Consider the following 22,600-nt stretch of genomic DNA (forward strand, 5'->3'; position numbering starts at 1 on the left):
GGGATCACCATGACATCTGTCTCCATCGCAACACAATTGGCGGAATGGCGCGATCATGCGCTCACGCTTGAAAATGAAGTAAAAAAAGTCGTTGTTGGCCAGGATAAAGCCATCCGCGCAATTAATATCGCCATTTTTGCTCGTGGCCATGTGCTGCTGGAAGGCGGCGTGGGCGTTGGTAAAACCACCTTGCTGCAATCGATTGCGCGTGGTTTGGGTGGCGCTTATGAGCGGATTGAAGGCACGGTTGATTTAATGCCGAATGACCTGATTTACCATACTTTTTTAGGTGAGGATGGCCGCCCTAAGGTAGAAGAAGGCCCATTGCTGCGTGCTGGTGAGCAACTCTCGGTATTTTTCTTTAACGAAATCAACCGTGCCAGACCGCAAGTGCATGCCTTGATGTTGCGTGTGATGGCCGAGCGCCACGTGCATGCGTTTAAAAAAGAATATCGCTTGCCGCACATGCTGGTGTTTGCTGACCGCAACCAGGTCGAAAAGAACGAAACGTTTGAAATTCCCTCCGCAGCACGTGACCGCTTTATGATGGAGATCCCGATTGAGATCCCTGAAGACCGTGAGCTGCGCAAGGCGCTGATGTTTGATGTGAAATTTCAGCATGCTGAGCGCCTGACCCAGCAGGTACAAAGTGGTGTACTCGCCTATGACCAGCTCAATGCTTTTTCTGATATTTTGCAAAGCCATATTCGCGCCAGTGATGTGCTGGAGGATTATGCGCTGGACTTGTGGCAGGCAACACAATCGCCAGCTGCGTTTGGTATTCAGCTTGATAGCGTGGATGTTAATCGTTTAATTCATACCGGTGCCAGCCCGCGTGGCATGGGCATGCTACTCAAGGCAGCACGCGTACACGCCTGGCTGATGCAGCGCGATAGCCTGTACCCTGAGGATATTCATGCTGTGTTTCACGAAATTATCGCGCACCGACTGGTGTTAAATCCGATGTTTGAAAGCCGCCGCACCCAGCTTTCGCGTGAACTCACCAACCAGATTTTGGCCAGCGTCAGCGTGCCGACACGGGTCAAGGCAGCATGATTCCAGCTAACGCACAGCCGTTTTTTTACCAGGTGCCATGGCGCTCGGCGAGTGTGCACGCCGGCGAGCATTTGGGTATACAGCGCGGGCCGGGCGACGAGTTCAGCAAGCATGTGTCGCTGGTGGACTACCCGGATGCCAGGCGGTTGGATTTAAGGCAAACCTTGCGCGACCCCTACGAGCAGGTGCAGGTACGTGTGTTCAAGCAGGAAGCGTCGAGCCCGCTGTATGCCATCTGCGATTTATCCAGCTCGATGCAGTTTCAGGGGCAGACCAGCAAACTTGATACCTTGCAAGCCGTGGCGGCCTCAATTGCCTGCTCCGCGCATGAAAATAGCGACCTGTTTGGCATGGTCTGTTATGACCACGCAGTGATTCCGCATTTGAGCCAGGCGCCCGGGCATCATGCGCATCAGTCATTTGCCACCATTGCCGAGTTGGCTCAGTTTCACAATAGGCATAAAGATGGCCAGGGCATTATCGAGGCGACCGGCTGGCTAGGGCAGCAAAAAGGCCTGGTGTTCTGGATTTCGGATTTTCACATGCCACTGGCCTTGATTGAGCGTGGCCTGAATGGCATGTCTAATCATCAGGTGATCCCGATTGTGTTATGGGATCCGCAAGAGTATCAGCGTTTGCCGCGCTTTGGCTTCGGCAATTTGCAGGACCCCGAAACCGGCCAGCAAAAAACCATTTTTTTCCGCCAGGCGATTCGTGCCCAGTTTGTCGAGCAGTTTGAGCAGCGCAAACAGGCATTGGATCAGTTATTTGCACGCTTTGATATTCGTCCGCTATATATTGCCGGTCGTTTTGACGCTGGCTTGCTGTCGGATTATTTTGAACAACTTATTCATTAGAGTGTGGTGATGAAACAGATATTTTTAGCATGGCTAGTTGCTAGCCTGGTGGCAATGCCAGCCTGGGCCGATGCGCCAGAGTCGCCTACACCGCCAACGGCTGCAACAATTCTCGGTGTGCATAATCCGGCACTGTATGCCGGCATACAACTGGGTGATGTGTTGCAACGCAGCCTGCAAGTCTCAGTGGCAGCGCAAGATCAGCTCAATGACAGCAACTTGCCGTTAAAAGGCTTACAACGCAATGGCATTGAGCTACGTCAGTTGCAGGTGAGTAGCGCGGAAAAAGACGGCAAAAAAGTGTATACCCTGGTGTTTGAATACCAGGTATTTGCCAATAGCGGCAAACCAGTGCAATTGCAATTACCGGCTGAGCACGTGACTTTTAATAGCGGCGCCTCGGTTGAGTTGCCTGCCTGGCGCTTTTGGCTGATGGCGCAATTACCGGACCGCCTGCATCCGGCCAAGCCTACTGTGATTGCGCAATACCAGCCCAGCTTGCTGGAGACACAAACGACACAGCGCTGGTTGGGCCTGAGTGCTTTACTTGCATTGCTAGGTGGCTTGGTATTGCTGTATCGCAATGCAGACTGGACTTGGTTGCCGATAATGAATGGCCATTTTGCCCATGCTTATCGTCGCCTGAAACAGTTACCAGCTACGCCAGAAGGGCAAAAGCAGGCCGCATTGCTGATGCAGCATGCGTTTAACCAGCATTATGGTCAGCAAATGTTGGGCAGCCAGGTTGGTGCGTTTGTGCAGCAACAGCCGGTGTTTCAATCGCTAGAACCACAGATACAAGCTTTTTTTGCACAGGCAAATGCCGTGCTGTATGGCGGTCAACTGGCCGCCACTGCTGAGTATTTGCAGCAATGTAAAACCTTGGCGCATGCGCTACGTGCTTGTGAACGGAGGGTGTGATGCATTGCTTACACCCGTGGTTTTTGCTGCTGTTACCAGTAGCCGCGGTACCGTTTCTGCTCAAAAGTCGGCATGCGCAGGTGTACTCCTGGCTGGAGATGGTGCCTGTAGATGCATTTTCTGAGCGTATTAATCTGCTGGTTAAAGCCGCGACCAGTGTCTTGTTGTTGTGTTTGGTCTTAGCGCTGGCCGGGCCACAAGGCGACAGCCACCAGGAACAAAAAATCGGCAAGGGCGCGCAAAGTGTGTTTGTGATTGACCGCAGCGTGAGTATGGACCATCCGTTTGCTGGCCAGGCCACCGGCGGTCATGCCGCTGAAATCAAATCTGCCGCAGCCAGGCGTTTGATTACGGCCTTTATTGATTCACGGCCAGATGACATGATGGGCGTGGTTGGGTTCACCAACTCTGCTTTGTATGGCATGAAAATCACCACCAATCGCGAGGGCATCCATGCGGCGATTCAGGCCGCGACCGGGCCAGCCTTAAACCAGACCAATATTGGCGCGGGCATTACCAATGCCGTGACCTTGTTTGAAAATATTGCCAGTACGGGGTCGCGCGCCATTGTGTTGTTGTCGGATGGCGCGGGTAAGTTGAGTCCGCGTGTGAAGTATCAGATTCGCAAGCAACTGGTGGGGAAAAAGCTCAATTTGTACTGGATTGTGCTGCGAGAGCCGGATGACATCAGTATTTTTACCGACAATGTTTACGACGATGATCATTTGCCGGAGGCGATTGCGCTGGACCGTTTTTTTCAGTCATTGAATGTGAAATACAAAGCGTTTGAAGCGGATAACGCGACGGCGCTGGAGTCTGCGCTGCGTGAAATTGACGCCAAAGAAAAAAATGTGATTCAGTATGGCGTCATTATTCCTGGCCATGATTATGCCAAAGACCTGATGGTGGTGGCTTTGCTGCTGGGTTTAGGCTTGGTGTTGATTAAACAGATAAAGGTATATTAATGACGATCTATCGTAAAAATGCCAATTGGTTATGGGCGGGCGTGACCACGCTTGGTTTGCTCGGTGTGCTGTACTTTGGCTGGCAGCTGTATACGCTGCGCGCCTTAAATCAGCAGATTCAAACCGGTGTGGTGATCAAGCAGGGTGGTTCGCCGGTATTGCAAAAATTCACCGCTGCCTATGATCAGGGCCTGCATGGCGATTACAAACACGCGGTGCAAACCTATGGCCAGGCGCTAGAGCTTTCGCCACCAGCGAGCGAACTACCGCATATTCACTTTAATATCGGCAATAACCTGTTTTTGTCAGGGCTGGTACGCACGGTGAATGAAGATGGCTCATTTCAGGACGAAGCACGCTACGCGTTCACCCAGGCCAAAATTGCCTATGAGCAATCGCTGCGTTTGCAGCCGGATGACAAAGCAGCCAAGTTTAATTTAGCGTTGCTGCATTCGGTGATGGCGCGCGGCATGCAAGGCGCGAGCAAAGAGCAGTCGCACATGGAACTCAGTAACCTGCCGATAGGATTGCCATAATGAAATGGCTAGCATGGTTAAAACAACATATTGAGCCGGTATTGTATGGGCTAGCCCTGCTGCTGGTCGTGCTGGCATTGCTTAAGCCTGAAGTTCAGCTCAGGCAACAGGTGCAACATTATTTGCTGATTGCTGATATTTCGCAAAGCATGAATGCCGAGGATGAAACACTCAAGCAGCAGGCCGTAAGCCGCCTGGCCTATAGCCAGCACTTAATGAAGCAACTCGTGCATAAAGCACCTTGTGGCACCTATTTTAGCCTGGGTATTTTTGCCTCAGATAATATTGCCATGCTGCAAACACCGCTCGAGGTGTGTAAAAACCTGGACGTCATCAGTGATGGTATAGACCACCTGGAGTGGCGCATGGCCTGGAAAGGCAATAGTCGCCTCAGTTTTGCCGTGCATGCGGCGACGCATGTCTATGATGCGTTGAACCAGCCGGCACAAATGCTGTTTTTTACCGATGGCGATGAAGCGCCGCGCGTGAATGTGACTATTCAGCAGGATTTAAGTGGCGTCCAGATTGGCGAGTTTTTTACCTTTATTGGTGTGGGCGGCGCGCAAAAAGTGGCGATTCCACGTTATAACTCGGCGAACAAAAAGGTGGGTGACTGGCCGGTGAGTGACAATAACAACGCCGGGGCAGTGGGGGTGACTTATGCCGACGCGAGTCAGGATGAGCCTGACCCGCCAGTGGCCTATGCAGAGTATGACCGTATGTTGTCTCAGCTGGAAGAAGACTACCTGAAGTCGTTGGCTAACGAGTTTAAGGGCAGTTATCTCAAGGGTGCGGATAACGAAGCATTTTACCGCGCACTGGCAGACAAGCCAGCCACTGCTAGCTTCATTACCGATTACCCATTGCGTTCGATCTATTTGTTGTTGGCGTTGTTCGCGCTATTAGCGACGTATCTGCCAGATTTACGTTTTCGGCGTCAGGCCGTGGCTAGCTAATAGGCGCAGCGTGGTTTAATCGTTGGCGGTCACCAGCGTTAAGCAGGTGATTTCTGACGGTGAGCCAAAGCGGTTGGGCGGGCCCCAATAGCCTGTGCCGCGGCTGACATAAATCCATAAGTCTTGCAGCCGATGCAAGCCCGCAACATAAGGCTGTTGTAGCGGCACAAAGTATTTCCAGGGCCAGAACTGGCCACCGTGGGTATGGCCAGACAGTTGCAAATCAAAGCCTGCTGCCTCCGCTGCTTCTGCGCTGCGTGGCTGGTGCGCCAGCAATATTTTAGGCGCATCTGCAGGTGCGCCTGCAATCGCCGCTTGTGGATCGCTGTGATGGTCGTCATAAAAACTGCCGGCCGTGTAGTCGGTCACCCCCGCTAACACCAGGGTTGCCCCTTCATGCGTCAGCTGTACGTGCTCATTGAGCAACACACGCACGCCTAAGCGTTCTAATTCATTAATCCAGGCCAGCGCGCCTGAATAATACTCATGGTTACCCGTCACAAAAAAACTGCCATGCCGTGCCGAGAGTGCGGCTAATGGCTGCGTATGCTCGGCCAGTTCATGCACACGGCCATCAACCAGGTCGCCGGTAATGGCAATCAGGTCAGCCTCTAATGAGTTGACTTGTTGCACGATGCGGGAAAGATACCCTTGTTTGATGGTGGGGCCGACATGAATATCACTGATCTGCACAATGCGGAATCCATGCAAGCTGCTTGGTAAATCGCGTAGCGGCACGCTGACATTGACCACGCGCGCCAGTTTGCGCGCATTAAAGAAGCCGATGATGCTGATGGAAAAAGCCGCCACGACCGCCAGTAAAGCAGACTGTTGTTCCAGCGCGGTGAAATCTACCTGCAGTAAATGCATGGCGTGCAAGCCTGCCATGACCAGGAGCAGCACATCTCGCAATACCGTGAATACCAGCAAGGACGAAAATAGCCCCATCACCGTCATCGCCACCCAGCTCACAGCATCACGCAGTGCCTGGTTAGGAAAGCCGCGTGCCAAAAACGCCACCGGTTGCAGCAGCGCAGAGGCGATTAACCCAGCCCAACCCAGCCAGATGACCAGACTGGGCCAGGGTAAATGACCCAGCAGGCGTGAACCAATGTAATAGTGTAAAAGACCGACCAAGGTGGTGGTCACAAGCAAAAAGCGTAATGGTGGCATGCGGTTATTTGTCCGGGGGATCAAAGGCTGGATAGCCTTTAGATGGCGACAATGCCATTAGATTCAAGTGCAACTGGCTGGTTAGCAATCCGGCTGGTTAAACCATTGATGCTGATAGTGCTCAAACGCACTAATGGCGCGCGTAGGGCGCAAACGTGCATCTTGCAGGCATTTGCGGCGCCAGTCATCTAACTGCTCCATGCCCAGGTTGATATGCTCGGCATGCAGTGATGGAAAGGTGCCGTTGAGCAATTGTGGCAGGTCGTGTAAGGCCAGGGTGACCTGGTCGCGATAATAAGCGAGTTTGTGCTCAAACTCGTTGTCCAGCCTACGGTAACGATGTAGCAGGTATTGTGGGATGTGCGACAGGCGCAAGGCCTGATCAGCACTGGCCAGCCTCGAGACCGCCTTATGTACGGTGGCCGCGTCGCACGACATGGATTGTGTCAGCGTGTCGACGATGGTTTTGCGGTGTATACGCAATAGTTTGCCCGGCGACGGCAAATCTGGCTGGTGCAGGTAAGCATCCATCGCCCACTCCGCAGTGGCATGCGTCAACAGACTGTGATGCTGCCATTTGGCTTCAAAGGTCGGTACAAAGTGCTGGTGGGCGACCACGTCAGTCAGCAAGTGTATGTTGTAGCCTATGCCCAGCGCCAGTTGCCGTTCGTTTTTTGTTTGTAACAGTTGCTGACCGATGCCCCAGCCATGACTATGGTTAAACGTCCGTGAGACGACCGCCAGGTCGGGCAGGCAGGCACCCGCCATGACCAGCGTCGGGTAACGCCGCATGACCCCCAGCCAGGGTAGCGGCAATAAGGGGAGTGCTTGCAGCCATTGGTGGGTATACGCCACGTGCGAATACAAGCCCCAGGCATGTGCTTCACCTGGCAGCGCCAGTAACAGTAGCAAACTTATGATCAGGGTGCGCAATAACATGGGCGCACTTTGCGCTTGCTAAATGACAGACAGATGAATGCTGTATGACGTTGATATGAAAGCCCTTTTCGTCATAAAAGCATCACGAATGCTTGTTAAGCTGTGTGAATTGTTAACGCGGAGCCTGCCTGGCGCAGCGCCTGCATAAAACGGAATCCTGCATGAAAATATTGATGATTTCAGATGTGTATTTCCCGCGCGTGAATGGCGTGTCTACCAGTATTCGTACGTTTGCTGAGAGTTTGCGTGAACAAGGGCATGTCGTCCATTTGATTGCACCGCAATATCCGGGCCAGCCACCGTTAGCCGATGAGGCCTGGATCACTCGTATAGAGGCACGTAAAATTGTGTTTGATCCAGAGGACTATTTAATGAAATGGTCCGCGTTGATGGCTTATGCCAACAGCCTGCACCCGGGTGACTATGATCTGGTGCATATCCACACGCCGTTTATTGCGCACTATGCCGGGCTTAAAATTGCCAAAAAGTTGCAAGTGCCCGCAGTAGAAACCTACCACACCTTTTTTGAAGACTATATGCATCATTATTTGCCGTGGGTGCCACGCAAATGGGCGGTGCGCATTGCGCAAACGGTTTCGCGCAAGCAGTGCCAGCAGGTCGATACCGTGGTTTCACCTTCGGCGCAGATGCGCGATGTGTTGCAGCAATATGGCGTGAAAACGCCGATCTCGGTGATTCCAACCGGGCTGGATGCTTCGCGTTTTGTGCCTGGCGACGGTGCCGCTTTCAGGGAGAAATATGCGATCCCGGCACAACGTCCGTTGTTGCTGTTTGTCGGCCGCGTGGCCTATGAAAAAAATATACAGTTTTTGCTGGAGATGTTGTCGCTGGTGATTCAGGACCACCCGGAGGTCTTGCTGGTGATTACTGGTGAAGGCCCGGCCGAAGGCATGCTTAAAAAAATGGCACGCGATAACGGTTTACAGTCACATGTGATGTTTTTGGGTTATCTGGATCGTGCAATTGGCCTGAATGCCGCGTATCAGGCAGCGGATATTTTTGTGTTTTCCTCCAAGAGCGAAACGCAAGGCTTGGTGTTACTGGAAGCCATGGCGCAGTCAACGCCGGTGGTGGCGATTGCCGAGCTGGGCACCGCGTCTATTTTGCGCCAGGAGCAGGGCGCATTGATTGCACAGGATAACGAGTTGCATTTTGCCGAGCAGGTGCAAACCTTGCTCATCGACCATCAGCTGCGTGAGCGCGTGGGCAAACAAGGTAAGCGTTACGTAGAGCAAGTGTGGTCTAGTGATGCGCAAGCGAACAAATTACTTGAGTGCTATGAGCGGTTAATGTTGACGCACATGCCGTTGGCCGCCACTGCCGCCGCTTGAGGGCAGGCGGTGCGGTAAAGGCCGCTCAGTAAAATCCTGAATTTGTGCCGGGAGACTTGACGTCCACCGGCCTGCCCGCCAAGATATGGGCAGACTTGTTTTTATGCAAGCGTCATATATCAGGAGAAATCAACCATGTTTACCCCAGACACCTGCTGCACGCTGGTTCCTTATTTTGAAGTCCCTACCGAGAACCTGGCTGCATTCAAGGCCTTAGGTGCCCAGTTTTTAGAAAAAACCCGCAATGAAGCCGACTGTATGCACTATGCATTTTCTTTCAGCGGCAATATTGCGCACTGCCGTGAGGGCTATGCCAACGCAGAAGCCATTCTGGCGCATCTTGAAAACGTGGCAGAGCCGCTCGGTGAAGCGCTAAAACTGTCTAAGCTGATTCGTCTGGAAGTGCATGCCCCAGCGGCAGAATTAGAAAAGCTTAAAGCACCTTTGGCGGCATTGAGCCCACAGTTTTTTGTACTGGAAGCTGGCGGCATTCGCCGCCAGTAAACCTTCTTCAATCGAGCAATACAAAAACGCCACCTTTTGTGGCGTTTTTTACGTGGTCGCGTTTTTTATGCATGTAAGCATCATGATTGATGCCTTACTTTACAATGCTGCCTAGTGGCTTAAAGCTTCAATACAATCAATATACGTTTTAAGGATAGTCATGACATTGCAGGCCATTCAAAATATTAACCTGATCTCTTTGGCTGATTCATTGCTGAGTCTGACGGCGGCGTTTGTCTGCGGGGCCGTGATTGGTTTTGAGCGCCAGTATCGGCAGCGCACTGCGGGATTGCGTACCAATGTGCTGGTCGCCGTGGGCGCGGCTATTTTTGTCGATATGGCCAACCGCCTGACCGGGCATGAAGGCGCCGTGCACGTGGTGGCCTACGTGGTCTCCGGGATTGGTTTTCTGGGCGCTGGTGTCATTATGCGTGAAGAGGGCAATGTACGCGGTCTCAACACAGCGGCGACGCTGTGGGGCTCAGCGGCAGTAGGGGCGTGTGCTGGTGCTGATTTGTTATTAGAGGCTGTGTTAGGCACTTTGTTTGTGTTGGCAACCAATACGTTGTTAAGGCCAGTTGTTAATCAGATTAACCGCAAGCCAATTGATACTTTACGAGTCGAGGCGACGACAACCATTTATGTGATTGCGTTGCGGCAGCACCAGAAAGAAGCGCTGGCCTTGCTGGAAAGCATGCTGGTGGAGGCGCAGTATCCAACCAAGCATTTACAGATGCATGCGTTTGGTCATGACTGCGTGGAGATTGAGGTTGAGCTATTGGCGGCGGCCATTAACAGTGACGAGCTTGATAGTGTGACGCAACGATTGCTGGCGGCGAGCTATATTCATCAGGCTTTCTGGAGCCCGAGTATGATGGATTAGCCGCAACCAGACACACATAAAAAAACGCCACATTGTGTGGCGTTTTTTTATGCAGACACTGATTAACCAAACTTGCCGGTAATGTAGTCTTCGGTTTCTTTACGGCCTGGGTTAGTAAAAATCTTGTCGGTATCGTCATACTCAATCAAGTCACCCAGATACATGTAAGCGGTGTAGTCAGACACACGCGCTGCCTGTTGCATGTTGTGCGTCACCACTAAAATAGTCAGCTTGCTGCGCAGCTCAACCATCAACTCTTCAATGTTGGCAGTGGCAATCGGGTCCAGTGCAGAGGTTGGCTCGTCAAACAGCATGATTTCCGGGTCTGTGGCCAAGGCACGCGCGATACACAAGCGTTGTTGCTGGCCGCCAGAGAGGTTAAAGGCCAGGTCGTGCAAACGGTCTTTGACTTCGTTCCACAAAGCCGCGCCTTTGAGCGCTTCTTCTACTTTGTCGTCCATGATGCGCTTGTTGTTCTCGCCACGAACGCGCAGGCCGTAAGCCACGTTTTCGTAAATGGATTTTGGAAACGGGTTAGGTTTCTGAAATACCATGCTGATACGCATACGCACTTCAATCGGGTCAACGCCTGCATCCAGCACGTTGGTATTGTCCGGGTGCATCACAATCTCACCCTGGTATTTGTTGCCAGGATACAAATCGTGCATACGGTTAAAGCAGCGTAGAAAGGTAGACTTTCCGCAACCGGAGGGGCCAATCAGCGCCGTGATTTTGTTTTCGTATAAAGGCATCGAGATGCCTTTGAGTGCGCGGGCGCCGTTGCTATAAAAAAAGTTTAAATCGCGTGCTTCGGCTTTTATTGCAGTAGTGACAGTGGCCATGGAGTTTCCTAGATCTTGTGTGGCATTACCATTTAATATTTTTACGAATTTTGTAGCGCAACCAGATGGCTGCACCGTTCATTAACAGCGTGACAACGATAATCAGTGCACCAGTTGCCGCCGCATTGACGTGAAACGCATGGTCAGGGCGCGACAACCAGTTAAACATTTGAATCGGCATCACGGTAAATCCTGAAGACAACCACTCGAAGTTGAGAAACGGTGGTTCGGTAGTGATAGGGCTAGGCGGTAAAAATGCGATAAACGTCAGCGCACCAATGGTGATAATTGGTGCAGTTTCACCCAGGGCACGCGCCATACCGATAATAATACCGGTCAAAATGCCGCCATAAGAGTATTTGAATACGTGGTCGTAAACCACTTGCCATTTGGTGGCGCCCACGCCATAAGCGGCTTCGCGAATGGAGACCGGAATGGCGCGGATGGCTTCACGGGTAGACACAATCACAATCGGCAAAATGAGCAGGCCGAGCGTCAGGCCGGCGGTCAAAATACTTTGGCCGAAATCCAGCATGTAGACAAACAAGCCTAGTGCCAGCAACCCGTAAATAATCGAAGGCACGCCTGCCAGGTTAGACACGTTGATTTCAATCAGGTCAGTAAACCAGTTTTTTGGCGCATATTCTTCCAGGTACAAGCCTGCCGCTACACCCACGGGCACTGCGGTTAAAAAGGTCACCGACATCACCAGTAAAGACCCTACCCAGGCAGAGAGCAGGCCTGCACGGCCTGCACGGCGTGATGGAAACTCAGTCAGAAAATCCAGGTTGAATTTAGGATGGCCATCGGCAATCAGTTGCCAGAATAGCAGCATCAGGGTCATTAAACCCAGCATCAGGCAAATTAGGCCGATGGTGGCAAACAGGGTGTCATTGCGCTTGTGGCGTTTAATCATGGCGCGCACATCGGCCAGATTTTCGAGGACAGAAGCTTTATGTTCCATGGTGTGTAATTTCCGCATTGGCCAGTAGTCTGGCTACTGGCAGTGTATGGTGGTTATGTGTCAGTAATGAGACAGTTTATTAGTAGCTTTCGCGGTATTTTTTGCGCACCCAGTGACCAAAAATATTAAATGACAGGGTCATTGCCATTAATACCAGGCCTGCTGCAAAAATACTTTGATAACCAATACTGCCGTGTGGCAAGTCACCCATGGCCACTTGCACAATATAGGCGGTGATGGTCGCCGCACTATCCAGCGGGTTAAAGGTCAGGTTAGGTTGCTGGCCGGCGGCAATCGCCACCACCATGGTTTCACCCACGGCGCGTGAAACAGCCAGAATATAAGCGGCAACAATGCCTGAAATCGCTGCCGGAGTGACCACTTTAATCGCAGTTTGAAAGCGGGTGGCACCCATGGCGTAAGAGCCTTCACGCATGCTCATCGGCACCGCGCGCATGGCATCTTCAGACAGGGAGGCAATGTACGGAATAATCATGATGCCCATCACAATACCGGCGCCCAGCATGTTGAAACTAGGCAGGTCAGGGTAGAGGCTTTGCAGCAAAGGCGTGACAAAAAACAGGGCAAAATAGCCAAATACTACGGTGGGCACGCCCACTAATAGCTCAAGAATAGGTTTGACGATTTCACGCGTTTTGTGTGAGGCAAATTCAGACAGAAAAATCGCTGAAACAGTGCCAATAGGCACGGCAACCGCCAGCGCAATCGCCGAGGTAGTCAAGGTGCCGGAAACCAGCGGCATAATGCCGTAATGCGCATCTTCAAATAGCGGCGTCCATTGCGTGTCGGTAAAAAACTCAATGACAGACACGGTTTTAAAGAAACTGAGTGACTCGTAGAGCAACACCCCGACAATCGAAAATGTGGTGGCAACGGCAACCAGTGCCGCCATCATGAGGATCAGTTCAATGATGCGTTCTTTGACATTCCGACGAATGTTTTTCGCCAGTCTGGGGCTGATGGTCAGTTGCGCAGGTAATTGCATTGCTTGAGTCGCCATAGTGTTGAGCTTTGAGTGATGATCAAGAGTGTTGATCTGCCAGGGACGAATTTTAGCGGATTATCCGCTGTTCAGGCCGAATCAACACTAAAAAAGGGGCATTGCAGCCCCTTTTTATGATTACTTGATACGGGATAACAAGTCAGTAATTTTGATGCCGACTTCAGACGTACCGTTGAAGCCAGTGCCTGGTTTCATCGCCTTGAAGTGTTCTTTCACTGCGGTGTAGTCTGCTTTTGGCAGCGGCACGTATTTCACTTCTTTCACCAGCTCTGGCGCGTTTTCCAGGTAGTAGTTCACGAAGGCTTTCACTTCTGGTCTGAATGCAGCAGCTGTTGCGTTGACGTAAATAAACAATGGGCGGGATAACGGCTGATAAGTGCCATCCATCACGGTTGCCTCAGATGGCAACACTGGTTTGCCGCCTTCTTTACCGATCACAGGCACCGCTTTCAGCTTGTCAGTGTTTTCCAGGTAGTAAGCCAGGCCAAAGTAAGCCATGCCACCCGCGTTACCGGCCACGCCTTGCACCAATACGTTGTCATCTTCAGACGGTGTGTAGTCAGTACGGCTGGCTTTGGCTTTGCCATTCACCGCTTCGGTGAAGTAGTCAAATGTACCAGAGGCCGTACCTGGGCCATACAGGTTGATTGGTTTGTCTGGGTAAGTAGCATTGACGTCTTTCCAGCTTTTGACTTTTGAGCCTGGCTCCCAGATTTTTTTCAGCTCGGCTACGGTGATTTGTTTCACCCAGTCGTTTTTGCCGTTCACCACCACCGTCAATGCATCGTAAGCAACAGGCAATTCAATAAATTGCACGCCGCCTTCTTTACACGCATCGATTTCTTTTTGTGAAATAGGGCGTGACGCATCTGAAATATCGGTTTCGCCGCGGCAGAACTTTTTAAAGCCGCCGCCAGTGCCAGATTCGCCGACAGTGACTTTGATACCTTTAGCGCGCTGAAACTCTTCAGCCACGGCTTCGGTAATCGGATAAACCGTACTAGAACCATCAATCTTGATGATCTTGTCCGCAGCCGCTGCTGAGTGCGTGAAGCTAAATGCCTGAACGATCAGACCGGCCATTAAAGTATTGCGGAACAAACGGGTTTTCATCTATACACTCCTGTGTTTGGTGTTGTCTGTTGTGATGCACGAAATCATAAGAATTTAATATGACAAAAATGTGACAAAAAATAAAAAAGGCGCAGTCTGCGCCCTTTTTTGTCCCTTTTTTCCTTACAGCAAGCTTTCACCGATATGGTAAGCAATGGCTGCCATGATCGCGGCACAAGGAATAGTGAGCACCCATGCCCACACAATGCGCGAAGCCAACCCCCAGCGCACGGCCGTCATCCGGCGCGACAGACCAACGCCGACAATCGCGCCGGTAATGGTATGCGTGGTGGAGACTGGAATCCCCAGGCTGGTGGCCAAAAATAAGGCAATCGAGCCAGAGGTTTGCGCCGCAAAGCCACCTGTGGGGCGAATTTTGGTAATGCCCATGCCCATGGTGCGGACAATGCGCCAGCCGCCAAACAGCGTGCCCAGGCCCATGGCCAGCTGGCAGGCGATCACCACCCAAAACGGTACATGAAAGTCACCTTGCAAATAGCCATTAGCAAACAGTAATACAGTAATGATGCCCATGGTTTTTTGCGCGTCGTTGGCGCCGTGGCCCAGGCTGAACAGTGACGACGAAATAAATTGCAGCTTGTTAAAGCGGCTTTCGATTTTGTAGGGCGAGGATTTTTGAAATACCCACATAATGCCTATCGACAGCAGCAGCGCGAGTAACATGCCAAACAGTGGCGACAAGATAATCGCAATGCCGGTGCTGATCAGTTTACTGCCGATAATGACGCCTTTGGTGCCTGAGTGTGCCATGCCTGCACCTATCAAGCCGCCAATCAGCGCGTGTGAAGAAGAGGAGGGGATGCCAAACCACCAGGTGATGACGTTCCAGGCAATGGCGCCAAACAACGCGCCAAAGATCACTGTGTTATTGACGATGTTGGGGTCAATAATGCCTTTGCCTACCGTGTCAGCCACGTGCAGGCCAAAAAACATAAACGCCACAAAGTTGAAAAAGGCAGCCCAGATCACAGCCGCTTGCGGGGTCAGTAAACGGGTCGACACCATGAGCGCAATCGAGTTGGCCGCATCGTGAAAACCGTTCATAAAGTCAAAAATCAAGGCGACGAAGACCAGCACCGCCATGACTAAAATCACATGATCCATGTTGAGTTCCTGGTGAGGGTCTTAGATGCGTTCAAGCACAACGCCATGAATCACGTCGGCCACGTCTTCACAGCTATCGACGGCTTCTTCAAACAGGTCATACAGCTGTTTTGAGCGAATCAAGGTGCGCGCATCGTGGTCTTCTGAAAACAGCCGGTGCATGCCAGAGCGCATAATATGATCTGCTTCGCCTTCGATTTTGCTGATTTCTTCACAGGTGCGCAAAATACGCTCAGCATTTTTCATGTCAGACAGCATGTGTACTGCGTCCTGCACTTTTTCAGCCGCGCGTAACAGGATTTGTGCCAGCGCCACCATTTCTGGCGTGAACTTGCTATTGCCGTAAATTTCGACGCTCTGCGGAATCGCTTCCATGTAGTCGATGATATCATCTAGCGCCATGGCTAGTTCACGAATTTCGCGACGATCAAACGGCGTGATAAAGGTTTTATGTAGCGACAGCAAGATTTCTTTGGTGTATTCATCCGCCTCGGATTCAATGTCACGAATATCGGAAAAATGTTTATGAAAACCCGCCTGGTCAACCTCAGCAGCCATCAATGCCAACACTTTGGAACCACGCACCGCACAATCGGCCAAACGGTTAAACAGTACAAAATAGTTATCGTTTCTGGGGCTGATTGCAGCCATGATGCGGCCAAAAGTGGCATTCGCCATTGGGTACTCCCTGGTGGTTTCAAAGTTTTGTGACAGGGATTTTACTATTTTGTGACAATGTTTGTGACAAAAATATGTGTTTAAGACTAAATTACAAAATGTGGGATGCATCATAAGCTGCAAGTAATACAAAATTAATTTCAAGTTTTAATTCCGAATGTTGCAAGTCAGATACGATGTCTAGGCTATTTTGATATATTTATCAATAAGCAGAGTCAATCTTCGACAAAAGGGATAGGTCTTAGTAATTACTGCCTGACTCTAGCTTTAAAAATATCAAATTAAAAACTACAACTAAGAAAAGTGAGTTGGAACTTATGTACTTGTATCGAATGTCCATTGAAGGCTTTAGAAAACTAGAGAAATTAGAAATCCGGTTCAAGAAAGGTTTGAATTTAATTGTTGGCCCGAACAATGCTGGTAAAACCGCAATCATAGATGCACTTAGAGTTCTTCTTTCAACAGGAGACGAAGGTGCATTAAGAGTTTCTGACCTGGATTTGCATGTAAAAAAAGATGGCTCTTCTGAAACTCAAGCGACATTCAGCTTTGTCTTTAGGGGCTTAGATGCAAAAGAAGAGGCTGATTTTGTACAGGCATTACAACCAGTATATTCGGCGGGAGTAATAGTTGAGTATGAGGCATTGCTTGCTATCCGTTATACCAGCGTTCCCACTTCATCACGACTTCAAGTAAAACGTTGGGCAGGACTTCATGAAGAGACACCCGTGTCAGTAGAGATGCTGGATGACTTAAGGGCTGTTTATCTTCCGCCCTTGCGTGATCCGGCTCTAGGCCTTAAGCCAGGAAGAGCCAGTCAAATTGCTAAACTAATTCAGTGCTTAGTGCCCCCTTCTTCGGCTGATGTGACTCAAGTTGAAGATGCTTTGAAGAAACTAGATGACGAGCTAAAAAAAACAAATGCTATCAAAGGAACTCGGGAAGCTATCACCAAACGACATTCTGAAATGATGGGAGATGTATTAAGTCAACCAATAGATGTGAGCTTAAGTGCTAACGACTTCAAGAAAGTAGCTGCGCGTTTAGGAATGTTGATTTCATCTCTTGAAGTTGAGCAAAATGGATTGGGGTTTAATAATCTGATCTTCATGGCCATAGTTTTAAGTGAGCTGGCGATGAATAAAGACGCAGCTTACAGAGCACTTTTAGTAGAAGAGCCGGAGGCTCATCTACATCCGCAATTGCAAGCAGTGTTACTGAATTACCTTAAAACAGTGGAAATACCCTCAGAGGGTGAAAGTGCAGTACAAGTATTTTTGACAAGCCATTCGCCCAATTTTGCAGCATTGGCTGATTTGGATTCTATTGGATGTGTTTATCACCACAACGAGGTAATTGAAGCGTTTTTCCCAAGGGAAATTGCATTCGAAAAAAAGAAAAAGGAAAAACTTCAACGCTATCTGAATGTAACTAGAGCGGAGTTATTTTTTGCTAGAAGGATAATCTTAGTTGAAGGTGCAGCTGAGCTTTTCCTAGTGGACTCACTAGCACGAAGGCTTGGGTACGATCTTAAAAAACATGCTGTAAGTATCATTAGCACTGATGGTTTAAATTTCGATGCTTTCATACCTCTTTTTGGCAAAGAACAATGTAAGATCCGAGTGGCTATACTTAGTGACTCTGATGAAACAGGGTTTCCAGCTAAGGGTGCTACCCCAACTCTTTCCGCGAACGCAAAACTCCTAGAAACAAAATCAGATGACTATCTGAAATCTTTCTTTTCGCTGAAAACATTTGAATATGAACTAGGCCTTGAAGCTGAGAATCAGGCCACTATGTTAGAGGCATTGAAGGAAATAAATCCTGGTATTGGCAAAGCCCTTGAAACCGCAGTGAATGGCGCAGCAATAGCTGATCGACCACGGATTTTGTTCGAAGGAATGTTTGACCGTGGCAAAGGATTAACCAATATTCAAAAAGGTGCCTTTAGTCAATCCTTGGCACAAACTCTTTCTAAGGATGAAAATAAGTTCATAGCGCCTGAATACATTAAGAATGCATTCGAGTTTATATGCAATTAATCGATACATTCGCGCCAACTCATGAACAACAAGCGATCATCGGGGCAGAATTAGTTTCATCATGCATCATTGCCTGTGCGGGAAGTGGTAAGACTACGACTGCTGTGCGTAGAGTGTTGCAAGTTAACAAAGAGATGCAAGCAACTTATGGAAATGTTCTATTACTTTCATTTTCGAATGTGGCTGTAGATACCTTCCGTACGGAATATAACGCTCTTGCTAAGCAAACAGCCTTATTAAATAAAGCCAGGATTGAAACACTAGATGGTTTTCTGGCGAATTTCATAATTCGTCCACATGGTTCAAGAATTATGGGATGCAGCCGCCAACCTTTCTGGATTAGTGGTGATGAGGCATTTTTAACTAATTTCCGGGTCTGGGAAACAACTCGTCCTAGAGATATCGCAAACTTAGTTATTCAAGTAGATGATCAGGGTTTCAAGTACATTGTTAGAGAAAATAACTTCGACGTTAGCATTGAAAAGTATGCCGCTAATACTGCTATCAACAAGCTTGGAGTAATTGGTGCCTATACCTATGAGTTAGGTCGATACTGGGCAATAAATCTGCTGATGCAAGAGCCGAAACTACTTTCAGCTCTCTCTAAACGTTTTCCCCATATCATTGTAGATGAGGCACAAGACATAGGTGTTTTGCATGAGTGTCTTTTGAGGTTACTTCAACAGGAAGGATCGACAATTACTTTGATTGGAGATCCCAATCAAGCCATTTTTGAATTCGCTGATGCCGATGGCAAGTATTTAATCGAAGAATCTAAAAAACCTGCAAATAAAGCATTTCAATTATCTGAAAACAGAAGGTCACTTGCTCCTATTGTGAGCTTAGCTAACAAACTCACTTCCTCCAAAAGCCAACCAGTTAGGCAACCATCTCAACGTAAGCATGGGATTTTTTACGTAAAGTACGATCACAAGGATATTACGACTGCTGTGGAGATATTTACATCCATTCTCGATACGGCCAAATATGATTTGTCTGAAGCCGCAATCTTGTGCCGAGGCACTACAATGTTGAACAACTTATTGGGTTCGAGTACAAATGTTGGGGTTGGTGCTACAGCGTTACTAGCTGAAGCAGCTGTATTACGAGATCAACGAGGTGATATTTCTGAAGCTTTCAATCGTATAGTTTCAGCGATAATCAATCTACTAAACAAGCCAGATAATGATCTTAAGGCCAAATTGCTAGCTAACATTTCCGAAATAACATTTAAACAATTGCGCAGACAGCTGTGGAGTTTTTTAAGAGATAGTAAGCAGGGGTTACCATCCGCTAACTTAAAAGGTACTTCTCAATGGTTTGTGGCTTTAAAGACCAATGTGAACAACTTACTAAGTCAGATAGAGGCTACGTCCAGATATTCACGAATTTCTTCGTGGGCAAATAGATTAACTAAGGCAAAAATCGATGATATCCCATTGTATGCCAGCGATCTTGCAACAACAAAAAACAATTCCGTCTTAGTTGAGACTGTTCACAAAGCAAAAGGTAAAAGCATTTCAGCAGTGATGTACTTGGCAAGAACTGAGGATATAAATAATCTATTAACAGGAACTCTAAACGAGGAAGGACGAATAGGATATGTGGCAATTACTCGTGCGAAAGATTTGCTAATTCTTGGTGTACCTAATTCTGCGAAAAAACAAGTTATAGAATCAATTGAGGGTTTAGGATTTCAAGCTTGGTGAATAATTGATTAGCCACTACTTAAAGGTGACTCTCGTATGGCATCAAATAAAAATCAACATTTTGTGCCTCGCTGCTACCTTAGGCCATTTTCACAAAATGACGGTAAAACAATAAATTTATACAACATTGATCGAGACAAACTAATATTTGATACCGCATTGAAGAATCAATGTTCAAGAGATTATTTCTATGGAAAGGATGACAACCTAGAAAGAGCCATTCAGCAAGTCGAAAGGCTTTATGCCAGTCTATTACCGCATCTACTTCAACCTGGCTTCGTGTTGAATACGGATGCATCTAGCATTCTTTTTAGATTTTGGTTGCTACAACATCATAGAACGGAAGCTGCATCAATTCGTATGGCTCAAATGACTGGTGAGGCAAATGGTTTGCTTGGCGACTCGCGGTTGTCTGTAGCTTTAGAAATTAAACAAGCAGTGCAAATCTCAATGCAGACCTTTGCAGACTATATGTATGCGCTAGATGATCTAAAAATAATATTAATAGAGAACAAGACTGATAAGCCATTCATTACTTCTGATGATCCAGCAGTGATTGTCAACCGTTTTGCTGACAGTAAGCGCGTTGATGAGCGAAGTTATGGTTTGAATGCAGCTGGACTTATTTGTTTACTTCCGCTATCCCCTAGAGTTTATTGTATGTTCTACGACGACTGTGTTTATGGCATTAAAAGTACTAACAACTGGACATCGATAAAATCAACTAGGGATGTAGACTCGCTTAATGCAACCCAACTTTTAAATTGCTTTGCAAATCTATATTTTAAAGAAAAAGATGATTCCAGTATTTTCTCTAATTTACGAAATACAAATCTAAATATTAGGCCAGTCGAACGTTACCGAATTCATTATGCTATTAAAACTAAGACTGAAAATGACCACGAAGTTTTCACTGTGGTTGATAAAAAGAACATTCCAAATCACACGCATGCATTACTACATCTCTTAGCTGTTCATATCAAACCAAGTAATTGGCCAAGCCTCTTGAGATGGAGGCCAAGCGGGTATTATTATTCAAACAAGTTTGGAAGGGTATGTGTACGCAAAGCGCATATTGTCAGTAGCCACTCAAATCCCTATATGAGAGTGAAAACTGGCCAGTAAATTCTGCATTGAACTATTGGTTAAAGGTTACTGAACATCGGTCAAGAGCTCTTCAATTGGGAGTATGTCACTTGCATTTTATTGGTTAATTTCATCTGATAATTGCAACATATAGGGTTGAACGCTTGCAGCTTATAGGAACGAATCCTTTGTAAGTCTTTGAATCCATTAAATAGCAACTTTCACCATTTGGGGGAGTCCACAAAGGGCGGTATTGGCGCTGAATCGCCGTTTTAGCTGCGGTATAATAGTGGTTTTTACACAATTTAAAACCAATCCTATGGAAGCCGAACAACTAAATGCCATCGCCAATGCGTTGAGCGATTTGACCCAACGTCACCTTGCCCTTCGGGGGTATCTTTGACTACGAAAACAAAGAGCAACGCTTAGCCGAGGTTAACGGCCTGCTGGAAGACCCCAAGGTGTGGGATGACGCCGAAAAAGCGCAAAAACTGGGCAAAGAAAAGCGCATGCTGGAAACCGTGGTCATGACCCTGGATTCTGTCTCGCAAGCGCTCACCGACAGTCAGGAACTGTTTGAGATGGCGCGCGAAGAGCGCGATGACGATACCTTGCTGAGTGTAAGTGATGACGTTAAAAAAGTAGAAAAAACCATTGCCGAGATGGAATTTAAACGCATGTTCTCGCAGCCGATGGACGCTAATAACTGTTTTATTGAGTTTCAGTCTGGCAGTGGCGGCACCGAGGCGCAAGACTGGGCAGGCATGCTGCTGCGCATGTATTTGCGCTACGTTGAGCGCAAAGGTTTCACGGTAGAAGTGCTGGAAGAATCTGAGGGCGATATTGCCGGGATTAAAGGCGCGTCGATTAAAGTCAGTGGCGATTATGCGTTTGGTACGTTGCGCACCGAAAGTGGTGTACATCGCTTGGTGCGTAAATCCCCGTTCGACGCCAACTCCAAACGCCACACCAGTTTTGCCAGCGTGCAGATTTTTCCTGAGGTGGATGATTCGATTGAGATTGATATTAATCCAGCCGATTTGCGTATTGATACCTATCGCGCCAGTGGTGCGGGTGGTCAGCATATTAACAAGACTGACTCCGCCGTGCGGATTACCCACTTGCCGACCAATGTGGTGGTGCAATGCCAGAACGACCGTTCGCAACATCGAAACCGCGAGGAGGCGATGAATATGCTGAAAGGCGCGTTGTATAACCTGGAACTCAATAAACGTAACGAAGAAAAGCAGGCGCTGGAAGATGCCAAAACGGATATTGGCTGGGGTCACCAGATCCGCAGCTATGTGCTAGACCAAGGTCGGATTAAAGATTTGCGTACCAACGTTGAAATAGGCAATACGCAGGGCGTGCTGGATGGTGATTTAGACCCGTTTATTATGGAAAGCCTGAAGCAGGGCATGTAATAAATATAGGCATAAAAAAGGCAGCGATTTCGCTGCCTTTTTTATTACCTGACCATCTCATCCGGCTGACCGTCAACATATAACCACCGCCCGCTCTCACGGCTAAAAAGGCTATGCTCTGTGAGCTGCTCTTTCTTTTGTTGACCACTCTGAAAGGTCGCCACGAACGTGACAAAAGCGGTGTCAGCATCCGTTTTCTTATGTGACAACACCTGCAATTTTAACCATTTAATGCCACTGAGGCTTGCCAGTGTCAGGTCGGCCGGGCGCGTGTCTGCATGCCAGCTTTGCATAATATAGTCGGGTAACTTAAGCGCATACGCACTATAACGCGCACGCATCAGGTGCTCGGCATCTGGTGCAGCCAGTCCGTTATGTAATGGCTGGCAACAGTCTGCGTAAGCGTTGCCGCTATAGCATGGGCAGGGGTTTTTCATGGTGACACCAGATT

The 22,600-nt window shown here is 48.7% G+C and carries 22 protein-coding genes; 13 read left to right on the forward strand and 9 right to left on the reverse strand.

All coding sequences use genetic code 11. The features are described 5' to 3' along the window. Window positions 1–9: 9 nt before the first annotated feature. Genes METH5_RS0111005 through METH5_RS0111030 form a run of 6 tightly spaced genes read left to right on the forward strand, consistent with a single transcriptional unit; the run spans window position 10 to window position 5,291 of the window. Entirely contained in the window at window positions 10–1,056 is a 1,047-nt protein-coding gene (locus METH5_RS0111005; RefSeq protein WP_029148562.1) for a MoxR family ATPase, read from the forward strand. Then, window positions 1,053–1,913, forward strand: coding sequence for a DUF58 domain-containing protein (locus METH5_RS0111010; protein WP_029148563.1), 861 nt, complete (start codon window positions 1,053–1,055; stop codon window positions 1,911–1,913). Before METH5_RS0111005 ends, METH5_RS0111010 begins: the two co-directional genes overlap by 4 nt. 9 nt (window positions 1,914–1,922) lie before the next feature. After that, window positions 1,923–2,834, forward strand: a complete 912-nt coding sequence (locus METH5_RS0111015) for a hypothetical protein (RefSeq protein WP_051412938.1) — start codon at window positions 1,923–1,925, stop codon at window positions 2,832–2,834. Further along, complete coding sequence (locus tag METH5_RS0111020) at window positions 2,834–3,799, forward strand: VWA domain-containing protein (RefSeq protein WP_029148565.1); 966 nt, start codon at window positions 2,834–2,836, stop codon at window positions 3,797–3,799. Before METH5_RS0111015 ends, METH5_RS0111020 begins: the two co-directional genes overlap by 1 nt. Beyond that, window positions 3,799–4,335: a hypothetical protein gene (locus METH5_RS0111025; RefSeq protein WP_029148566.1), complete on the forward strand. Its 537-nt coding sequence runs from the start codon at window positions 3,799–3,801 to the stop codon at window positions 4,333–4,335. The genes METH5_RS0111020 and METH5_RS0111025 overlap by 1 nt, the downstream gene beginning before the upstream one ends. Then, window positions 4,335–5,291 carry a vWA domain-containing protein gene (locus tag METH5_RS0111030; protein WP_036307838.1) on the forward strand — a complete coding sequence of 319 codons (957 nt, stop codon included), beginning with the start codon at window positions 4,335–4,337 and terminating at the stop codon, window positions 5,289–5,291. Before METH5_RS0111025 ends, METH5_RS0111030 begins: the two co-directional genes overlap by 1 nt. 15 nt (window positions 5,292–5,306) lie before the next feature. Here METH5_RS0111030 and METH5_RS0111035 read toward each other — a convergent pair whose 3' ends face one another. Together METH5_RS0111035 and METH5_RS0111040 are read right to left on the reverse strand one after the other, a co-directional pair. Continuing rightward, entirely contained in the window at window positions 5,307–6,464 is a 1,158-nt protein-coding gene (locus METH5_RS0111035) for a metallophosphoesterase (RefSeq protein ID WP_029148568.1), read from the reverse strand. 81 nt (window positions 6,465–6,545) lie between these two features. Next, the gene (locus METH5_RS0111040) at window positions 6,546–7,403 is read right to left on the reverse strand and encodes a zinc dependent phospholipase C family protein (protein WP_029148569.1); all 858 of its coding nucleotides are present in this window, start codon (window positions 7,401–7,403) and stop codon (window positions 6,546–6,548) included. A 161-nt stretch (window positions 7,404–7,564) separates the two neighbouring features. On the opposite strand from METH5_RS0111040, the gene METH5_RS0111045 reads away from it, so the two are divergent. The 3 genes from METH5_RS0111045 (at window position 7,565) to METH5_RS0111055 (ending at window position 10,142) form a co-directional block, all read left to right on the forward strand. Then, the gene (locus METH5_RS0111045) at window positions 7,565–8,755 is read left to right on the forward strand and encodes a glycosyltransferase (RefSeq protein WP_198290693.1); all 1,191 of its coding nucleotides are present in this window, start codon (window positions 7,565–7,567) and stop codon (window positions 8,753–8,755) included. 135 nt (window positions 8,756–8,890) lie between these two features. Beyond that, a complete protein-coding gene (locus tag METH5_RS0111050) occupies window positions 8,891–9,259 on the forward strand; it encodes a putative quinol monooxygenase (RefSeq protein ID WP_029148571.1) in 369 nt (122 codons plus the stop codon). Between the two features lie 160 nt (window positions 9,260–9,419). Then, a complete protein-coding gene (locus tag METH5_RS0111055) occupies window positions 9,420–10,142 on the forward strand; it encodes an MgtC/SapB family protein (RefSeq protein WP_088177789.1) in 723 nt (240 codons plus the stop codon). A gap of 62 nt (window positions 10,143–10,204) precedes the next feature. On the opposite strand, the gene pstB is transcribed toward METH5_RS0111055, so the two are convergent. From pstB to METH5_RS0111085, 6 genes are all read right to left on the reverse strand, one after another. After that, the gene (gene pstB / locus METH5_RS0111060; protein ID WP_029148573.1) at window positions 10,205–10,984 is read right to left on the reverse strand and encodes a phosphate ABC transporter ATP-binding protein PstB; all 780 of its coding nucleotides are present in this window, start codon (window positions 10,982–10,984) and stop codon (window positions 10,205–10,207) included. Window positions 10,985–11,009: 25 nt separating this feature from the next. Beyond that, a complete protein-coding gene (gene pstA / locus METH5_RS0111065; RefSeq protein ID WP_029148574.1) occupies window positions 11,010–11,948 on the reverse strand; it encodes a phosphate ABC transporter permease PstA in 939 nt (312 codons plus the stop codon). 79 nt (window positions 11,949–12,027) lie between these two features. Next, entirely contained in the window at window positions 12,028–12,954 is a 927-nt protein-coding gene (pstC, locus tag METH5_RS0111070; RefSeq protein WP_029148575.1) for a phosphate ABC transporter permease subunit PstC, read from the reverse strand. 135 nt (window positions 12,955–13,089) lie between these two features. Beyond that, window positions 13,090–14,085, reverse strand: coding sequence for a PstS family phosphate ABC transporter substrate-binding protein (locus METH5_RS0111075; protein WP_029148576.1), 996 nt, complete (start codon window positions 14,083–14,085; stop codon window positions 13,090–13,092). A 123-nt stretch (window positions 14,086–14,208) separates the two neighbouring features. Beyond that, window positions 14,209–15,210: an inorganic phosphate transporter gene (locus METH5_RS0111080; protein ID WP_029148577.1), complete on the reverse strand. Its 1,002-nt coding sequence runs from the start codon at window positions 15,208–15,210 to the stop codon at window positions 14,209–14,211. Between the two features lie 21 nt (window positions 15,211–15,231). Further along, on the reverse strand, window positions 15,232–15,888 hold the full coding sequence (locus METH5_RS0111085) for a DUF47 domain-containing protein (RefSeq protein WP_036307840.1): 657 nt from the start codon (window positions 15,886–15,888) through the stop codon (window positions 15,232–15,234). A 317-nt stretch (window positions 15,889–16,205) separates the two neighbouring features. Here METH5_RS0111085 and METH5_RS0111090 point away from each other — a divergent pair, with 317 nt between their 5' ends. From METH5_RS0111090 to prfB, 4 genes are all read left to right on the forward strand, one after another. Continuing rightward, window positions 16,206–17,930 carry an ATP-dependent endonuclease gene (locus tag METH5_RS0111090; protein WP_029148579.1) on the forward strand — a complete coding sequence of 575 codons (1,725 nt, stop codon included), beginning with the start codon at window positions 16,206–16,208 and terminating at the stop codon, window positions 17,928–17,930. Beyond that, window positions 17,921–19,639, forward strand: coding sequence for a UvrD-helicase domain-containing protein (locus METH5_RS0111095; protein WP_029148580.1), 1,719 nt, complete (start codon window positions 17,921–17,923; stop codon window positions 19,637–19,639). Before METH5_RS0111090 ends, METH5_RS0111095 begins: the two co-directional genes overlap by 10 nt. A 36-nt stretch (window positions 19,640–19,675) precedes the next feature. Continuing rightward, window positions 19,676–20,764, forward strand: a complete 1,089-nt coding sequence (locus METH5_RS0111100; RefSeq protein WP_029148581.1) for a DUF4238 domain-containing protein — start codon at window positions 19,676–19,678, stop codon at window positions 20,762–20,764. 280 nt (window positions 20,765–21,044) lie between these two features. Next, window positions 21,045–22,149 (forward strand): peptide chain release factor 2 gene (gene prfB, locus METH5_RS0111105; RefSeq protein WP_157381514.1). Its coding sequence is split into 2 segments (ribosomal slippage): window positions 21,045–21,125 and window positions 21,127–22,149, totalling 1,104 coding nucleotides; the frame shifts between segments, so codons are not numbered across the junction. 44 nt (window positions 22,150–22,193) lie between these two features. Here the strand turns inward: prfB and METH5_RS0111110 are convergent. After that, the gene (locus METH5_RS0111110) at window positions 22,194–22,586 is read right to left on the reverse strand and encodes a YchJ family protein (RefSeq protein WP_029148583.1); all 393 of its coding nucleotides are present in this window, start codon (window positions 22,584–22,586) and stop codon (window positions 22,194–22,196) included. Window positions 22,587–22,600 lie beyond the last annotated feature (14 nt).

Origin of the sequence: Methylophilus sp. 5, assembly GCF_000515275.1 — a bacterium.
GTDB lineage: Bacteria > Pseudomonadota > Gammaproteobacteria > Burkholderiales > Methylophilaceae > Methylophilus.

What these genes read in the sequence shown, in the direction of transcription:
- METH5_RS0111005 (WP_029148562.1), top strand. Translation starts at nt 10, where the DNA reads ATGACATCTGTCTCCATCGCAACACAATTGGCGGAATGGCGCGATCAT.
- METH5_RS0111110 (WP_029148583.1), bottom strand. Translation starts at nt 22,586, where the DNA reads ATGAAAAACCCCTGCCCATGCTATAGCGGCAACGCTTACGCAGACTGT.
- METH5_RS0111030 (WP_036307838.1), top strand. Translation starts at nt 4,335, where the DNA reads ATGAAATGGCTAGCATGGTTAAAACAACATATTGAGCCGGTATTGTAT.
- METH5_RS0111085 (WP_036307840.1), bottom strand. Translation starts at nt 15,888, where the DNA reads ATGGCGAATGCCACTTTTGGCCGCATCATGGCTGCAATCAGCCCCAGA.
- METH5_RS0111035 (WP_029148568.1), bottom strand. Translation starts at nt 6,464, where the DNA reads ATGCCACCATTACGCTTTTTGCTTGTGACCACCACCTTGGTCGGTCTT.
- METH5_RS0111080 (WP_029148577.1), bottom strand. Translation starts at nt 15,210, where the DNA reads ATGGATCATGTGATTTTAGTCATGGCGGTGCTGGTCTTCGTCGCCTTG.
- METH5_RS0111100 (WP_029148581.1), top strand. Translation starts at nt 19,676, where the DNA reads ATGGCATCAAATAAAAATCAACATTTTGTGCCTCGCTGCTACCTTAGG.
- METH5_RS0111020 (WP_029148565.1), top strand. Translation starts at nt 2,834, where the DNA reads ATGCATTGCTTACACCCGTGGTTTTTGCTGCTGTTACCAGTAGCCGCG.
- METH5_RS0111040 (WP_029148569.1), bottom strand. Translation starts at nt 7,403, where the DNA reads ATGTTATTGCGCACCCTGATCATAAGTTTGCTACTGTTACTGGCGCTG.
- METH5_RS0111055 (WP_088177789.1), top strand. Translation starts at nt 9,420, where the DNA reads ATGACATTGCAGGCCATTCAAAATATTAACCTGATCTCTTTGGCTGAT.
- pstC (WP_029148575.1), bottom strand. Translation starts at nt 12,954, where the DNA reads ATGCAATTACCTGCGCAACTGACCATCAGCCCCAGACTGGCGAAAAAC.
- METH5_RS0111015 (WP_051412938.1), top strand. Translation starts at nt 1,923, where the DNA reads ATGAAACAGATATTTTTAGCATGGCTAGTTGCTAGCCTGGTGGCAATG.
- pstA (WP_029148574.1), bottom strand. Translation starts at nt 11,948, where the DNA reads ATGGAACATAAAGCTTCTGTCCTCGAAAATCTGGCCGATGTGCGCGCC.
- pstB (WP_029148573.1), bottom strand. Translation starts at nt 10,984, where the DNA reads ATGGCCACTGTCACTACTGCAATAAAAGCCGAAGCACGCGATTTAAAC.
- METH5_RS0111045 (WP_198290693.1), top strand. Translation starts at nt 7,565, where the DNA reads ATGAAAATATTGATGATTTCAGATGTGTATTTCCCGCGCGTGAATGGC.
- METH5_RS0111095 (WP_029148580.1), top strand. Translation starts at nt 17,921, where the DNA reads ATGCAATTAATCGATACATTCGCGCCAACTCATGAACAACAAGCGATC.
- METH5_RS0111090 (WP_029148579.1), top strand. Translation starts at nt 16,206, where the DNA reads ATGTACTTGTATCGAATGTCCATTGAAGGCTTTAGAAAACTAGAGAAA.
- METH5_RS0111050 (WP_029148571.1), top strand. Translation starts at nt 8,891, where the DNA reads ATGTTTACCCCAGACACCTGCTGCACGCTGGTTCCTTATTTTGAAGTC.
- METH5_RS0111025 (WP_029148566.1), top strand. Translation starts at nt 3,799, where the DNA reads ATGACGATCTATCGTAAAAATGCCAATTGGTTATGGGCGGGCGTGACC.
- METH5_RS0111010 (WP_029148563.1), top strand. Translation starts at nt 1,053, where the DNA reads ATGATTCCAGCTAACGCACAGCCGTTTTTTTACCAGGTGCCATGGCGC.
- METH5_RS0111075 (WP_029148576.1), bottom strand. Translation starts at nt 14,085, where the DNA reads ATGAAAACCCGTTTGTTCCGCAATACTTTAATGGCCGGTCTGATCGTT.